At 60.4% G+C, this 13,901-nt stretch carries 14 protein-coding genes; 7 read left to right on the forward strand and 7 right to left on the reverse strand.

Annotation, left to right across the window (positions count from 1 at the left end; all coding sequences use genetic code 11):
• Positions 1-202 precede the first annotated feature (202 nt).
• Both ACFY68_RS08925 and ACFY68_RS08930 read left to right on the forward strand, forming a co-directional pair.
• Positions 203-1,243: an NADP(H)-dependent aldo-keto reductase gene (locus ACFY68_RS08925; protein ID WP_387525750.1), complete on the forward strand. Its 1,041-nt coding sequence runs from the start codon at positions 203-205 to the stop codon at positions 1,241-1,243.
• A 210-nt stretch (positions 1,244-1,453) separates the two neighbouring features.
• On the forward strand, positions 1,454-2,374 hold the full coding sequence (locus ACFY68_RS08930) for a GlxA family transcriptional regulator (protein WP_346615604.1): 921 nt from the start codon (positions 1,454-1,456) through the stop codon (positions 2,372-2,374).
• A gap of 91 nt (positions 2,375-2,465) precedes the next feature.
• Here the strand turns inward: ACFY68_RS08930 and zapE are convergent, their stop codons facing one another.
• From zapE to ACFY68_RS08945, 3 genes are all read right to left on the reverse strand, one after another.
• Positions 2,466-3,560 (reverse strand): cell division protein ZapE, encoded by a 1,095-nt coding sequence (gene zapE / locus ACFY68_RS08935; protein ID WP_346615553.1) that lies wholly within the window; start codon positions 3,558-3,560, stop codon positions 2,466-2,468.
• Between the two features lie 297 nt (positions 3,561-3,857).
• Complete coding sequence (locus ACFY68_RS08940) at positions 3,858-5,201, reverse strand: tryptophan--tRNA ligase (protein WP_387525754.1); 1,344 nt, start codon at positions 5,199-5,201, stop codon at positions 3,858-3,860.
• Positions 5,202-5,226: 25 nt separating this feature from the next.
• A complete protein-coding gene (locus ACFY68_RS08945) occupies positions 5,227-5,862 on the reverse strand; it encodes an alpha/beta hydrolase (protein ID WP_387525757.1) in 636 nt (211 codons plus the stop codon).
• Between the two features lie 136 nt (positions 5,863-5,998).
• On the opposite strand from ACFY68_RS08945, the gene ACFY68_RS08950 reads away from it, so the two are divergent.
• The gene (locus ACFY68_RS08950; RefSeq protein WP_346615556.1) at positions 5,999-6,436 is read left to right on the forward strand and encodes a ZapG family protein; all 438 of its coding nucleotides are present in this window, start codon (positions 5,999-6,001) and stop codon (positions 6,434-6,436) included.
• 162 nt (positions 6,437-6,598) lie between these two features.
• On the opposite strand, the gene ACFY68_RS08955 is transcribed toward ACFY68_RS08950, so the two are convergent.
• Positions 6,599-7,795 carry a methionine gamma-lyase gene (locus tag ACFY68_RS08955; RefSeq protein ID WP_387525760.1) on the reverse strand — a complete coding sequence of 399 codons (1,197 nt, stop codon included), beginning with the start codon at positions 7,793-7,795 and terminating at the stop codon, positions 6,599-6,601.
• A gap of 127 nt (positions 7,796-7,922) precedes the next feature.
• Here ACFY68_RS08955 and ACFY68_RS08960 point away from each other — a divergent pair, with 127 nt between their 5' ends.
• From ACFY68_RS08960 to ACFY68_RS08975, 4 genes are all read left to right on the forward strand, one after another.
• Positions 7,923-8,402: an Lrp/AsnC family transcriptional regulator gene (locus tag ACFY68_RS08960; RefSeq protein ID WP_387525763.1), complete on the forward strand. Its 480-nt coding sequence runs from the start codon at positions 7,923-7,925 to the stop codon at positions 8,400-8,402.
• A gap of 252 nt (positions 8,403-8,654) precedes the next feature.
• The gene (locus ACFY68_RS08965; RefSeq protein ID WP_387525765.1) at positions 8,655-9,011 is read left to right on the forward strand and encodes an S-type pyocin; all 357 of its coding nucleotides are present in this window, start codon (positions 8,655-8,657) and stop codon (positions 9,009-9,011) included.
• Complete coding sequence (locus tag ACFY68_RS08970) at positions 9,008-9,271, forward strand: bacteriocin immunity protein (RefSeq protein WP_387525768.1); 264 nt, start codon at positions 9,008-9,010, stop codon at positions 9,269-9,271. Before ACFY68_RS08965 ends, ACFY68_RS08970 begins: the two co-directional genes overlap by 4 nt.
• Positions 9,272-9,509: 238 nt before the next feature.
• The gene (locus tag ACFY68_RS08975; RefSeq protein ID WP_387525771.1) at positions 9,510-10,025 is read left to right on the forward strand and encodes an RES domain-containing protein; all 516 of its coding nucleotides are present in this window, start codon (positions 9,510-9,512) and stop codon (positions 10,023-10,025) included.
• Positions 10,026-10,213: 188 nt separating this feature from the next.
• Here ACFY68_RS08975 and ACFY68_RS08980 read toward each other — a convergent pair whose 3' ends face one another.
• The 3 genes from ACFY68_RS08980 to cysD form a co-directional block, all read right to left on the reverse strand.
• Positions 10,214-10,846 (reverse strand): hypothetical protein, encoded by a 633-nt coding sequence (locus ACFY68_RS08980; protein ID WP_387525774.1) that lies wholly within the window; start codon positions 10,844-10,846, stop codon positions 10,214-10,216.
• A 169-nt stretch (positions 10,847-11,015) separates the two neighbouring features.
• On the reverse strand, positions 11,016-12,917 hold the full coding sequence (gene cysN / locus ACFY68_RS08985) for a sulfate adenylyltransferase subunit CysN (protein ID WP_346615563.1): 1,902 nt from the start codon (positions 12,915-12,917) through the stop codon (positions 11,016-11,018).
• Positions 12,918-12,933: 16 nt separating this feature from the next.
• The gene (cysD, locus tag ACFY68_RS08990; protein ID WP_003251799.1) at positions 12,934-13,851 is read right to left on the reverse strand and encodes a sulfate adenylyltransferase subunit CysD; all 918 of its coding nucleotides are present in this window, start codon (positions 13,849-13,851) and stop codon (positions 12,934-12,936) included.
• Positions 13,852-13,901 lie beyond the last annotated feature (50 nt).

The raw sequence follows: 13,901 nt of genomic DNA on the forward strand, positions 1-13,901 counted from the left end.
AGTGCACAGCTTGCCAAGGGCAAGCGCGCAGCCGAACACAGACGCTTTTGGGGGCTCGGGTCGGGCACGCCAATGTTCGACGGGGTTCTTCCTGCGCGGCGGTGCATCACTCCCACCACACGGAGAGGTGCCGAATTATCCAGATTGCGCGAAAAATTTCAACCTGCTTTTATGGGCTTCTTTGCCAAGGAGTGTTTTCCCGATGGAATACCGCAAGCTCGGCCGTACCGACCTCGACGTCAGCGCCCTGTGCCTGGGCACCATGACCTGGGGCGAGCAGAATGACGAGGCCGAGGCCTTTGCCCAGATCAATCGGGCCAAGGCCAGCGGGGTCAACTTCATCGACACCGCCGAAATGTACCCGGTCCCTCCCCGCCCCGAAACCTACGCCGCCACCGAACGCATCATCGGCAACTGGTTCCGCCAGCACGGCGACCGCGATGACTGGATCCTGGCCAGCAAGGTGGCAGGCCCCGGCAACGGCATCAGCCATATCCGCGATGGCCAGCTCAAGCACAACCGCCAGCACATCGTTGCAGCGCTGGACGCCAGCCTCGAACGGCTAAGCACCGACCGCATCGACCTTTACCAGTTGCACTGGCCGGAACGCAGCACCAACTTCTTCGGCAAGCTGGGCTACCAGCATCTGCCCCACGACCACTTCACCCCGCTGGAGGAAACCCTGGAAGTGCTCGATGAACAGGTGCGGGCGGGCAAGATCCGCCACATCGGCCTGTCCAACGAAACGCCGTGGGGCACCATGAAGTTCCTGCAGCTGGCGGAAAGCCGCGGCTGGCCGCGCGCGGTGTCGATCCAGAACCCGTACAACCTGCTCAACCGCAGCTTTGAAGTGGGCCTGGCGGAAGTGGCCATCCGCGAGCAGTGCGGCCTGTTGGCGTACTCGCCACTGGCCTTCGGCATGCTCTCGGGCAAATACGAGAACGGCGCGCGCCCGGAAAAAGGCCGCCTCACCCTGTTCAGCCGCTTCGCCCGCTACTCCAACCCGCAAACCGTGGCGGCCTGCAGCCGCTATGTGCAACTGGCCCGAGACCATGGCCTGGATCCGGCACAGATGGCCCTGGCGTTCGTGACACGCCAGCCGTTCGTGACCAGCAACATCATTGGTGCCACCGACCTGGTGCAACTGGAGAGCAACCTCAAGAGCGTGGAGCTGAACCTGAGTGACGAGCTGTTGGCGGCTATCGAAGCGATCCATCAGGACCAGCCGAACCCTGCGCCGTAGCCGGGAGGGGGCCGCGTTGCGGCCCTTTCTCGACACAAGGCCGCTGCTACATTCTGCGGGGTAGACACAATCGCCAAAAAATAAGACGATCCAGCCGGTGATTGACCACTCTACCCTATAAGAACAATGACAATGATGTTTACCCAACCCTCCGCGTCGTTGCGGCGCGTCAGCATCCTGGCCATTGACAAGGTGTTCGCTTCGACCTTGATGCAGGCCAAGGATTTCTTCCACCTCGCCAGCCTGCGTTACAGCAAGCAGCTGGGCCTGGGCTTGCAGCCCATGTTCGAGATCAGCCTGGTGAGCCCGGACGGGCAGCCCGTGGACAGCTTCAGCAATGTGCAGCTGCCGGTCGATGGCGGCCTGGACGATGCCGATGTGATCATCCTCCCCGCCTTCTGGGAAGACTTCGACAACCTGTTGCAGCAGTACCCACAGGTGCTGCCATGGCTGCGCGCGCAGCATGCGCGGGGCGCAGTGCTCTGCGCCGAGGCCAGCGGGGTGTTCTGGCTGGCTGAGTCAGGCCTGCTCGACGGTAAGGAGGCGACTACCTACTGGCGCTTTTTCGCCAGTTTCGCCGAACGCTTCCCGAAGATCCGGCTGAACCAGGACAAGCACCTGACCGATGCCGACAACCTCTACTGCGCTGGCGGCACCACTTCGGCCTGCGACCTGTACATCTACCTGATCGAGCGTTTCTGCGGCGCCAACGTCGCCCGTGCCGTGGCCCGCGACATTCTCTATGAGGTGCAACGCAACTACACCCCTGGCCGCATGGGCTTTGGTGGCCAGAAGCTGCACCAGGACCTGATCATCCTGCAGATCCAGCATTGGCTGGAGGAACACTTCGCCGACAAATTCCGCTTCGAGGACGTCGCCCGCAACCATGGCATGAGCATCCGCAACTTCATGCGTCGTTTCCAGGGCGCGACCGGCGACAAGCCATTGCATTACCTGCAGCGGCTACGGATCGAAACGGCCAAAGGGTTGCTGTCCAGTACGCGCAAGAGCATCAAGACCATCAGTTATGAGGTCGGCTACGACGATGCGAGCTTCTTCGCGCGGCTGTTCCGCCAGCATACGGAGTTGTCGCCGAACCAGTATCGGCAGCAGTTCATGCAAGAGGCCTGAAATGGCTGGGGCCGCTGTGTGAGCGGGCTTGCCCGCTCACACATCGATCACGCAAGGTTGAGCAAGACAGTTGCTCCCACAACTGTAATGATTACGGCTTGTGCGCGCGCGACAGGAATTCGTGCGACTGCATTTCCAGCAACCGGCTCAGGGTACGCTGGAACTCGAACGCCAGCCGCCCACCGGTGTACAGGTCTTTGAGCTCCACCTCAGCCGAAATGATCAGCTTGACGTTGCGGTCGTAGAACTCGTCCACCATGTTGATGAAGCGCCGGGCGATGTCGTCGGTGGCGACACTCATCTGCTCGACGTTGCTCAGCAGCACGGCATGGAAGATCTTGCCCAGTTCGATGTAGTCGTTCTGGCTGCGCGGCCCGTCACACAGGGCGCGGAAGTCGAACCAGGCGACGTCGTCACAGGTACGCAGGGCGTGGATCGGGCGGTTTTCGATCATCAGTACGTCATTGTCGACAGCCTGGGTGCACTCCGGCGTCAGCGCCTTGAAGCTTGCCCGCATGCTCTGCTCGGCCGCTTCGTTCAACGGGTAGTGGAACAGCTCGGCCTGCTCCAGGTGACGCAGGCGGTAGTCGACGCCGCTGTCGACGTTCACCACGTCGGTGTATTGCTTGATCATGGCGATGGCCGGCAAGAAGCGCGCACGTTGCAGGCCGTCCTTGTACAGGCCGTCCGGGACGATGTTGGAAGTCGCCACCAGCGATACGCCATTCTTGAACAGCTCTTCCATCAGGGTGCCGAGAATCATGGCATCGGTGATGTCGGAAACGAAGAATTCGTCGAAGCAGATCACCCGGGCTTCTTCACTGAAGCGCTTGGCAATGATGGTCAGCGGGTTCTTCTCGCCCTTGAGGGTTTTCATTTCCTCGTGCACGCGCTTCATGAAGCGGTGGAAGTGCGTACGCATCTTCTGCTTGAACGGCAGCGCCTCGAAGAAGGTATCGACCAGATAGGTCTTGCCTCGGCCTACTCCGCCCCAGAAATACAGGCCCTTGACCGGCGTCTGCTCCTTTTTGCCGAACAACTTGCCGAACACGCCGGGCTTGTTGTTCTGCGCGGCCACCAGGTCGTCGTACAGACGCTGGAGGTGACGCACCGCAGTTTCCTGCGCCGCATCATGGAAGAAGTCGGGACGTTTCAGATCTGCTTGATATCGTTCTAGGGGCGTCATGATTTCGTTAGCGAGGCAACAAAAAACGGGCCGTCACTGTAGCGACCGGCCCGCTTAATGGCAATCAGACTTGCGTCAAACTGTCTCAGTCCGCATGCAATCCCTGTAGGAGCGGCTTCAGCCGCGAACACGGGCGAAGCCCGTGCCATGCACCGCGGCGGATGCTTCGCGGATAAATCCGCTCCTACAAAAACTGTCTCAGTCCGCATGCAATCCCTGTAGGAGCGGCTTCAGCCGCGAACACGGGCGAAGCCCGTGCCATGCACTGCGGCGCCTGCTTCGCGGATCAATCCGCTCTTACGAAGGCTGGAGCGCTTCACGCAAGCGTTCGACGGCCGTGTCACGGGCTTCGGCGCTGTCGAACTGCGGCCCGTCGGCAACCTGCTCACCACCCAGCCACAGGCTGAAGCCCAGGCCTTCGACACGCACGTCGGCTTCGTCGCCCTGCTGCAGTTGCTTGCTCACGGCTCCCGCGCTCTTACCGTCGGCGAAGCTGCGCGACAGCAACAATTGCTCGCCATCGGCGGCCAGCAGGCGGAAGCGGAAGCTGCCGTCCTCATCACGGAAGCTGACGAAACGCGCGCTCTTGGCGGCTTTTTTCTTCACTTCGGTAGTGGCCTGCACGCTGCTGCGGAATGAGCGCAGGCCTACGGCCTCGCGCAGTTGCTCGAGGAACGGCGTGGCGATCTTGCGCGCCTTGGTGGCGCCAGCCAGAAGGATGTCTTCCAGGTCCGCTGGGCGCGAAATCAGCTGGTGATAGTGCTCGCGCTTCTCGGCCAACTGGCCGTCGAGCAACTGGAACAGCCGCTGCTTGGCATCACCCCAGCCCAGGCCCTGCAACAGTTCTTCGCGGAACTCGGCACATTGCGCCGGCGACGAGAAGGCCTGGAACAGGGTGAACAGGTGCGAGTTGTCCGGGTCCTTGGCTTCGCCGGGCGCACGCGAATCGGTGACGATGCGCGAGATGGCATCCTTCATGTCCTTGGCGCTGGTGAACAGCGGGATGGTGTTGTCGTAGCTCTTGGACATCTTGCGACCGTCCAGGCCCGGCAAGGTCGCCACGCTTTCCTCGATCACCGCCTCAGGCAGGGCGAAGAAGTCTTTGCCCTGGCCAAACAGGTGGTTGAAGCGCTGGCCGATATCTCGGGCCATTTCCACGTGCTGGATCTGGTCGCGACCGACCGGCACCTTGTGAGCGTTGAACATCAGGATGTCCGCAGCCATCAGCACCGGGTAGCTGTACAGGCCCATGGTCACGCCAGCATCCGGGTCTTCGCCGGCCTCGAGGTTCTTGTCCACCGAAGCCTTGTAGGCGTGCGCGCGGTTGAGCAGGCCCTTGGCCGCAACGCAGGTCAGCAGCCAGGTCAGCTCTGGGATCTCCGGAATGTCGGACTGGCGGTAGAACGTCACCTTGTCCGGGTCGAGGCCGCCGGCCAGCCAGGTGGCGGCGATTTCAAGGCGCGAACGCTGGATGCGCAGCGGGTCGTCGCACTTGATCAGGGCGTGGTAGTCGGCCAGGAAGTAGAACGAATCGGCACCCGGCTGCTGGCTGGCGACGATGGCCGGGCGGATGGCGCCGGCGTAGTTGCCCAGGTGCGGGGTGCCGGTGGTGGTGATACCGGTGAGAATGCGCGTGGTCATGGGTGTTCGCTTATTCAGGCTTGGCTCAATTCGAAAGGCGCGGCAGCAGCAGATCCTTCAGATCGGTCAGCTTGCCATGGAAGAAGTGTCCGCATTCTGCCACTTTCAGTAGCTCATGGGGGCGCGACAGGCTGTCGGACCATTCGTAAACCAACTGCGGCGCGACGACTTCGTCGGCATCGGGCTGCACCACGGTGATCGGGCAACGCTGGGGCAGCGGGAACTCTGCGGTCAGGCGCATCACTGCCGGGGCAATCATGAACAGCTGTTGCAGCGAGACATCGGCGCTTTCCAGCCGGCCCGCCAGGCTGGTAGCGACGAAACCACCGAACGAGAAACCCATCAGCACCAGCGGCAACTGCGGATGTTTTTCACGCAACCAGGCGGCGGCGGCCTCGGCATCAGCCACCTCGCCAGCGCCCATGTCATGGCTGCCGGCGCTCTGGCCCACGCCGCGGTAGTTGAAGCGCAGGGTCACGTAACCGGCATCACGCGCCGTGCGCTGCAGCGTCGAGACCACCTTGTTGAGCATGGTGCCGCCCTGGACCGGGTTGGGGTGGCAGATCAGCACCGCGCCGCGGGCGTCGGCCACGTCCAGGTACAAGGCTTCCAGCTGGCCGACAGGGCCGTCGATGAACAAGGGGGTTTCGCGGACAAGCAAGGCACTAACTCCGTGACCTCGAAGGGGGTCGATTCGTCTAGGTGAGGAATTCTGTTCTGATTTGCGATCGCTCGCGGTATACAGCGCAGGTCTGAGCCGTTAACGTAAAGCAAAGCCGTTTATAGAGGAAGGACTCGTGGAACTCTCGCTCCTTGTTTGGTTGTTGCCAACCCTGGCCCTGGTCATCGGTGTGGCGGTCGGTTTCATCGTGGCCCGCCTGCTGCCCAATGCGGCGCCCAGCAACACCCAGCGCCAACTGGATGACATCCAGAAGCGCTTCGACAGCTACCAGAACGAAGTGGTCACCCACTTCAACAGCACCGCCATGCTGGTCAAGAAACTGACCCAAAGCTACCAGGACGTGCAGGATCACCTGGCCGAAGGCGCCAACACCCTGGCCCTCGACGACGTCACCCGCCAGCGCCTGCTGGCTGCCCTGCACTCCGAAGCGGCCCAAGGCCCACGTGACCGCCTGACGCCGCCGCGCGACACCGCCGAAGTGCCTCGAGACTACGCGCCAAAAACGCCAAACTCGCCGGGCATGCTCGATGAGAGCTACGGGCTCAAGCGCTGATGCGCTGAAATGAAACAAGGCCTCGCGAGAGGCCTTTTTCTTGATCTGGTTTTACCGGCCTCTTCGCCGGCAAGCCCGCTCCCAGAGAAAGAACAGTGCCCTTGAGGCCCCCGCTGTACCTCTAGGAGCCGGCTTGCCGGCGATAGGGCCAGACCAGGCCACCTATCTGCAAGACCCCAATGCCTGCTCCACATCCGCGATCAGGTCCTCGACATCCTCCAACCCCACCGACAACCGCACCAACCCCTCCGAAATGCCATGGTGCGCACGCTCCTGCGGCGTATAGCTCGAATGCGTCATGCTCGCCGGGTGCTGGGCCAGCGACTCGGCATCGCCCAAACTCACCGCGCGCGCAAACAGCTGCAAGGCGTTCATGAAGCGCCGCCCCGCTTCGATCCCACCTTTGAGCTCGAACGCAATCATTCCACCTGGCAAGCGCATCTGCCGCTGGGCCAGCGCATGCTGTGCAAACGATGGCAGCCCTGGGTAGTGGATAAGCTCGACCTGCGGTTGGCTCTCCAGAAACTCCGCCACCTGCTGCGCATTGGCGCAATGGCGGTCCATGCGCAGAGCCAAGGTCTTGATGCCCCGCATCAACAGCGAAGCGTCCTGCGGCGACAGCACCGCGCCGGTCATATCCTTCAGCCCTTCCAGACGAATCCGGTCAATCAGCGCCTTGCGCCCGACCACCAGGCCCGCCGTGATATCCCCGTGGCCGCTCAGGTATTTTGTCGCGGAATGCACCACCAAGTCGGCACCTATTTCCAGAGGCCGCTGCAAATAAGGGGTGCAATACGTGTTGTCGACCACGATATGCACGTCATGCCCACGCGCTGCGTCGGCCACCGCTGCGATATCGACCAGTTGCATGTTGGGGTTGGCCGGGGTTTCGAAGTAGATCATCCGTGTCTTGCGAGTGATCGCTGCCTTCAGCGCCTTGATGTCGTTAAGGTCCACATGATGGATCTTGACCCCGAACTCGCCGATGCCATGGTGCAGGAAAGCAAACGTGCAGCCATACAACGTACGCCCAACGATCAGCTCGTCGCCCGGCCGTAGCAGCGTCCACATTGTCGAAGTGATAGCCCCCATCCCCGACGCCAATGCCAGCCCCGCCTCGCCCCCTTCCAGTGATGCCATGCGCTGTTCCAGCAACGCCAACGTCGGGTTGGAAATGCGACTGTAGACGTGCCCACCCTCCTCCCCGGCAAAGCACGCCGCACCGTACTCAACGGTTGGGAAGGCATAAGTAGCAGTCTGATACACCGGCGGCACCAAGGCACCGCCGTGGGAAAGCGGGTCGTAGCTGTGATGAATGGCACGTGTGGAGAAACCGTTGTTGTTATGGGAGTCGCGCATGGCAACAGCCTCTGGTGGTTTGCTATAAGCTTATGCCACCGAGCTGCCCGAATTTTTCCAAAGTTGCCCACACACTTGCGGGTTAATTGGAATAAAAACAACAAAAAGCACACCAGGAGGGCAAACCATGCCTGCAAGCCTCGACCGCACCGACCGCGCCCTGCTCGCCGCCCTGCAGGACAACGCCCGCCTCACCGTCTCCGAACTTGCCGACCAGGTAGCATTGACCACTTCGCCCTGCTGGCGGCGGGTCAAACTGCTGGAGGACAACGGCTACATCACTGGCTACCAGGCGATTCTTTCGCCCAAGTCACTGGGGTTCGGCGTCACCGCCTTCGTCAGCATCATGATGGATTCCCACACCAAGGACATGGCCTTGGCGTTCGAAAAGCGGCTGATGGAAATTCCCGAGATCGTGGCCTGCCACAACATCTCCGGCCGCTATGACTTCTTGCTGGAAATCCTGGCGCGGGACCTGGAGTCGTTTGGCGAATTTACCCGGGAAGTGCTGCAGCGGTTGCCGGGGGTGAAGGAGATTTATTCGAGTTTTTCCTACAAGGCGGTTAAGGAAAAACGCGTGATTCCCGTGTCGGAAACGCATATCTGAATCAGATCATTTAAACCGGTGGGAACACGCCTACCGGTTGCCAGGTCGCGCCTGAAGCCTGGTAGAGATCATCCAGCAGCTGAGCATTGTCGAAAATGGCGTGCAGCTAACAGCAAACCTTGATTCAAAGAAGCCTGAGCGCACACACCGTTTGGGCGGGCCACCCAGCCAAGAATATTCCTACAGTCATTGAGAAAAAAACTCACGCGCATTACAGCATCATGAATATTCACATCCCTAACCAGGACGCCCATGATTTCAGCAGCTCTTCAAGAGAGAAACACTGACATGGCCGCTCACCTCCCAGATCACATCGCAAAAAAGCTGGCAGAACGAATTTTCCACGACTTCGACGATTTCTCCCAAGCCTTCTGGCTGGCAATCGCCGAAGACCCCATCTACTCCCACCAATTCATCCCCTCCCAGCTCAACCGCATCAAACGGGGCTGGCCTCCCCGCGCGCCCTTCCGTGATACCGCAAAAGGCCTGCGTTCTTACCAGATCTGCCATCTCACCCCACCCGAATTCGGCGGCCTGAGGTATGACGCCGACAACCTGCGCATCATGAGCGTCATGCAGTACGCGCTCTCTTCGGAGGTGGCGTGGTGATCAGCCAAAAACACAACCTCGCGGAATACACCTATGCCGAGTTCGAGTCCGTGGTGGAAGAATTGCTGCAGGCTGCCGGCACTTCAGCTTGGCAAGATCGCCTGCTGGAGCACTTCATCGCTGTAGCAGGCCACCCCGACGGCTCGGACCTCATCTACTACACCGAAACCGCACACGAATGCTGCGCCGAGCAGGTGATCGCACAGGTGGTGGCTTGGCGAAAATCGCAGGGACTTGCCTTGTTCAAGGATACGAAATGAGAAAAACTGCACTCTTGTTGATCCCGATTTTGTCAGGATGTATGCATGGGAGACCCCTGCTTTTACCTGATAAGCAGGACCTGAAGTTCGCTTGCGACATGGACCCCTATAAACAAGGGTGCGAGAGGCAAAGCGACTACGATCAGCATTTCAAATCGATTGAGGGCAAGAAAGCCAGCTGGACCAAGGCTGTTGAATAGCGGCTTGGTCAACAGCGCGGTCAGATCGGAGAGCGGTCATGAGCAGTGAGGTACAGCGGTATGAGAACGACATTAAAAGAAAGGTACAGCAAGCACTGAACAACTATCCGGAACTGGTGCGACAAATACGGATAGGTACAATCTTGCATCGGGTTCAACCTTCCCGCTACGACGCCAACCCTGTCCACTGCCGCGCCGATTCCGATACCCGCTACGCTGACACTGCCAAACGGGTCGGCGTTTATTACTTGGGTTTCACTGAAGAAGTTGCGTTGGCGGAGTCTTTTCAGCCTGGCCAGGGCGTTGATGATCAGCCGGTACGCCTTTCTCAACTGGAGCAGACGTCGCTGCACCGGCTCAAGGCTGCTCGCGATCTGAATGTCGTAGACGTTGCCGCCTTGGCGAACAGGGCCACTCATCACAAATTGCGAGATATCGTACAGGCCAAGGGGCAAGGCAGGCAGGGATACGCCCTGACGCAGAGATTCAGCCAGGCGTGCATGCAGCTATTGAGATTGACGGGCTGCTTTACCAGTCAGCGGTGTACACCGTAACCGGCTCGATGAATGGCTGCAATGTTGTTTTGTTCGAAGGCCGCACACTCCAAGTTCTAGCGATGAGCCATCGGCTTGTATTAGAGGCGGTACTCTCGAATGGTCAAACTGCCATCGAATTTCTGGACAGCCTGGGTGTTGCCCTGGAGTAACGGCTCCAGCACTCGACCTTCGATAAGGTCCGCGATTCACTGCCCCGCCTCCATGGCATTTACGTAGTCCCGCTTGATGATTGCCAAGGCATCGCTGTCGTCCAGCAACTCGAAACGTGGCACTTCATTGCTCGGCTCCCCAGGCTCGGAATAATCCATTTTGCCGACCAGGTGCTGAACCAGAAAATTCATGGCCTCGGTATCAGCAGGGTCGACATCGAGCGCCTTGATCAGAGTCGCAACAACCGCCCGTGGCTTGTTATCGGCAAACTGAAACGCTGGGTAGTATTTTCTGCGGTTACCGATGTTGGTGTAAGCCAGCAGGTAGCCAGCCTTGGTCTTCTGGCTCAGTGCTTGTTTGGTAATACCCAATATCTCGTGCGCGGCTTTGGGGTCCAGTAACTCGCAACGGCTGGCTACACGCTCAAAGGCGCGCGCTTTCATCCTGGCCGCCGCTTCCTGATTGCGCGTTGCGACACTTCGCTTCGAGTCCACGTCTACCTTCGCCAGTGCGGCAAACGCTTTTTCGTCGGCAAGGGCCACGGCTTTAAGCACTACCGCTGCCGATGCGCGGGCAAGATGCTCTTCAAATCGCTCACGCAATGCCGCTTTGGCTGCCTCGAGGTGAGCGATTGCGGGGGGGATTTCTTTGTGCGCAGCAGTCGTCATGGTACCTCCTCAGGGGCTAAATAGACCCTCAAGGCACAGCCTAGACCGAGCTAACGACACTGTCAACTTGTCAATCTGTTCAACTGTCAACCCGCCACGAGTTTCGAGCCATGCACGCTTCATAAACAAAAAACCCCGCCGAAGCGGGGTTTTGCATGGCAGCCAGTACTTAGATCGCGCCACGCTGACGCAGCACATCCAGCACCAACTTGACGCCTTCGTCGACACTGGTGTTCTGGGTATCGATCACCAGGTCAGCATCCAGTGGCACATCGAACGGGAAGCTTTCACCCGGGATGTTGTCGCCACCGGCAGCGTACAGGCCCTGCGGGTCGCGCTCACGGCAGGCCAGTGGCGAGGCCTGGACGTAAACGGTCACTAGGCGCTCCTTGCCAATCAGTGCCTTGGCCTGTTCGCGGCCTTCGGCATCCGGGGCCACGAACGCGGCCAGGGTCAGCAGGCCGGCTTCGTTGAACTGGCGCGCCACATGGGCAGCGCGGCGCCAGTTCTCGGTGCGGCCAGCGCGGTCTTGTGGCAGGCCCTTGTTCAGGTCGTGGCGCAGGTTCTGGCCATCGAGCACGTACACCGCACGGCCCATGTCGAACAGCTTGCGCTCGACGGCGTAGGCCAGGGTGCTCTTGCCAGCGCCGGACAGGCCGCTGAACAGCACGGTGGCCGGCTGCTGGCCGAAGCGCAGCGCACGCTCTTCGGTGGAAACGTGGGCCAGCTTGCCATGCTGACCGGTGCTGCCGTGTGGCAGCACTGGCGGGGCGATGATCATGCCGGCGCCGACGGTGCCGTTGGTCAGGCGGTCGATGACGATGAACGCACCGGTGGTGCGGTTGCTGTCGTAGCCGTCCAGGGCGATGGCGCTGTCCAGCGACACCTTGACGCGACCGATCTCGTTCAGCTGCAGCGCGCTGGCTGCGTCCTTCTCGAGCGTGTTCACATCGACCTTGTGGGTAATGCTTGCGATCGAGCCCGGCACATAGCTGGTGGCGCGCTTGATGTCGTATTTCTTGCCTGGGAGCATCGGCTCTTCGGCCATCCACACCAGCATGGCGTCGAACTGATCGGTCACCGGCGGCACGTTGTCGGCATGTACCAGCAGGTCGCCACGGGAGATGTCGATCTCGTCTTCCATGGTCAGGGTCACGGCCTGGCCTGGGCCGGCGTTTTCCAGTTCACCTTCGTAGGTGACGATCGATTTGACCCGGCTGCTCTTGCCCGAAGGCAGTACGACGATTTCGTCACCCTTGTGCACCACGCCGCTGGCGAGTGTGCCGGCAAAGCCGCGGAAGTTCAGGTTCGGGCGGTTGACGTACTGCACCGGGAAGCGCAGGTCGGTGAAGTTGCGGTCGGCAGCCACTTCCACGGTTTCGAGGATTTCCATCAGCGCAGGGCCGGTGTACCACGGCGAACGCTCGCTGCGGTTGACCACGTTGTCGCCCTTGAGCGCTGACATCGGCACGAAGTGCAGGCTGCTCGGGGTCAAGTTGATGGCCTCGGCAAACTTCAGGTAGTCAGCCTTGATTGCCTCGAAGACGCCTTCATCGAAGCCTTTGAGGTCCATCTTGTTGACCGCGACGACGATGTGCTTGATGCCCAGCAACGAGGCAATGTAGCTGTGGCGACGGGTCTGGGTTTGCACGCCATAGCGGGCATCGACCAGGATGATCGCCAGGTCACAGGTGGATGCACCGGTGGCCATGTTGCGGGTGTACTGCTCGTGGCCCGGGGTGTCGGCGATGATGAACTTGCGCTTGGCGGTGGAGAAGTAGCGGTAGGCGACATCGATGGTGATGCCCTGCTCACGCTCGGCCTGCAGGCCGTCGACCAGCAGCGCCAGGTCGACTTCTTCGCCGGTGGTGCCGGACTTCTTCGAATCACGAGTGATGGCTTCGAGGTGGTCCTCGTAGATCATCTTCGAATCGTGCAGCAGGCGCCCGATCAGGGTGCTCTTGCCGTCATCCACGTTGCCGCAGGTGAGGAAACGCAGCAGTTCTTTGCGCTCGTGCTGAGCCAGATAAGCGAGGATGTCTTCGCTGATCAAATCGGATTGGTGCGACATGGAGTAACCCTGAAAATTAGAAGTAGCCCTGACGTTTTTTGTCTTCCATGGAACCGGCGCCATCGTGGTCGATGACCCGGCCCTGGCGCTCGGAAGTGCGCGTCAGGAGCATTTCCTGAATGATGTCGGTCAGCGTTTCGGCTTCCGACTCGACAGCGCCCGTCAACGGGTAGCAACCGAGGGTACGGAAACGCACCTTCTTCTTGACGATGCGGGCTTTCTCTTCCTCGGAGAGGTGCTCGAGAATGCGCTCGTCGTCGATCATGATCAGGGTGCCGTTCTTCTCGATCACTTCACGCTCGGCGGCGAAGTACAGCGGCACGATCGGGATGCCTTCGAGGTAGATGTACTGCCAGATGTCCAGCTCGGTCCAGTTCGACAGCGGGAAGACGCGGATCGACTCGCCTTTGTTGACCTTGCCGTTGTATACGTTCCACAGCTCGGGGCGCTGATTTTTTGGGTCCCAGCGGTGCTTGCTGTCACGGAACGAGTAGACACGCTCCTTGGCCCGCGACTTCTCTTCGTCGCGGCGGGCTCCGCCGAAGGCGGCGTCGAAACCATGCTTGTCCAGTGCCTGCTTGAGGCCCTGGGTCTTCATGATGTCGGTGTGCTTGGAGCTGCCATGGGTGAACGGGTTGATGCCCTGCGCCACACCCTCTGGGTTGACGTGGGTGATCAGCTCCAGGCCCATTTCCTCGACCATCTTGTCGCGGAAGCTGTACATCTCCTGGAATTTCCACTGGGTGTCGACGTGCATCACCGGGAACGGCAGCTTGCCCGGGAAGAAGGCCTTGCGCGCCAGGTGCAGCATCACGGCGGAATCCTTGCCGATCGAGTACAGCATCACCGGGTTGTCGAACTCGGCGGCCACCTCGCGGATGATGTGGATGCTCTCCGCCTCCAGCTGTTTCAAGTGCGTCAGTTTGTCGACCATGGCTACTCACGAAAAACGATCTTATGGACGGCCTTCGGGCCGTGTTCGAG

The sequence above is a fragment of the Pseudomonas sp. NPDC012596 genome (assembly GCF_042902325.1).
In the GTDB taxonomy this organism is placed as follows: Bacteria; Pseudomonadota; Gammaproteobacteria; order Pseudomonadales; family Pseudomonadaceae; genus Aquipseudomonas.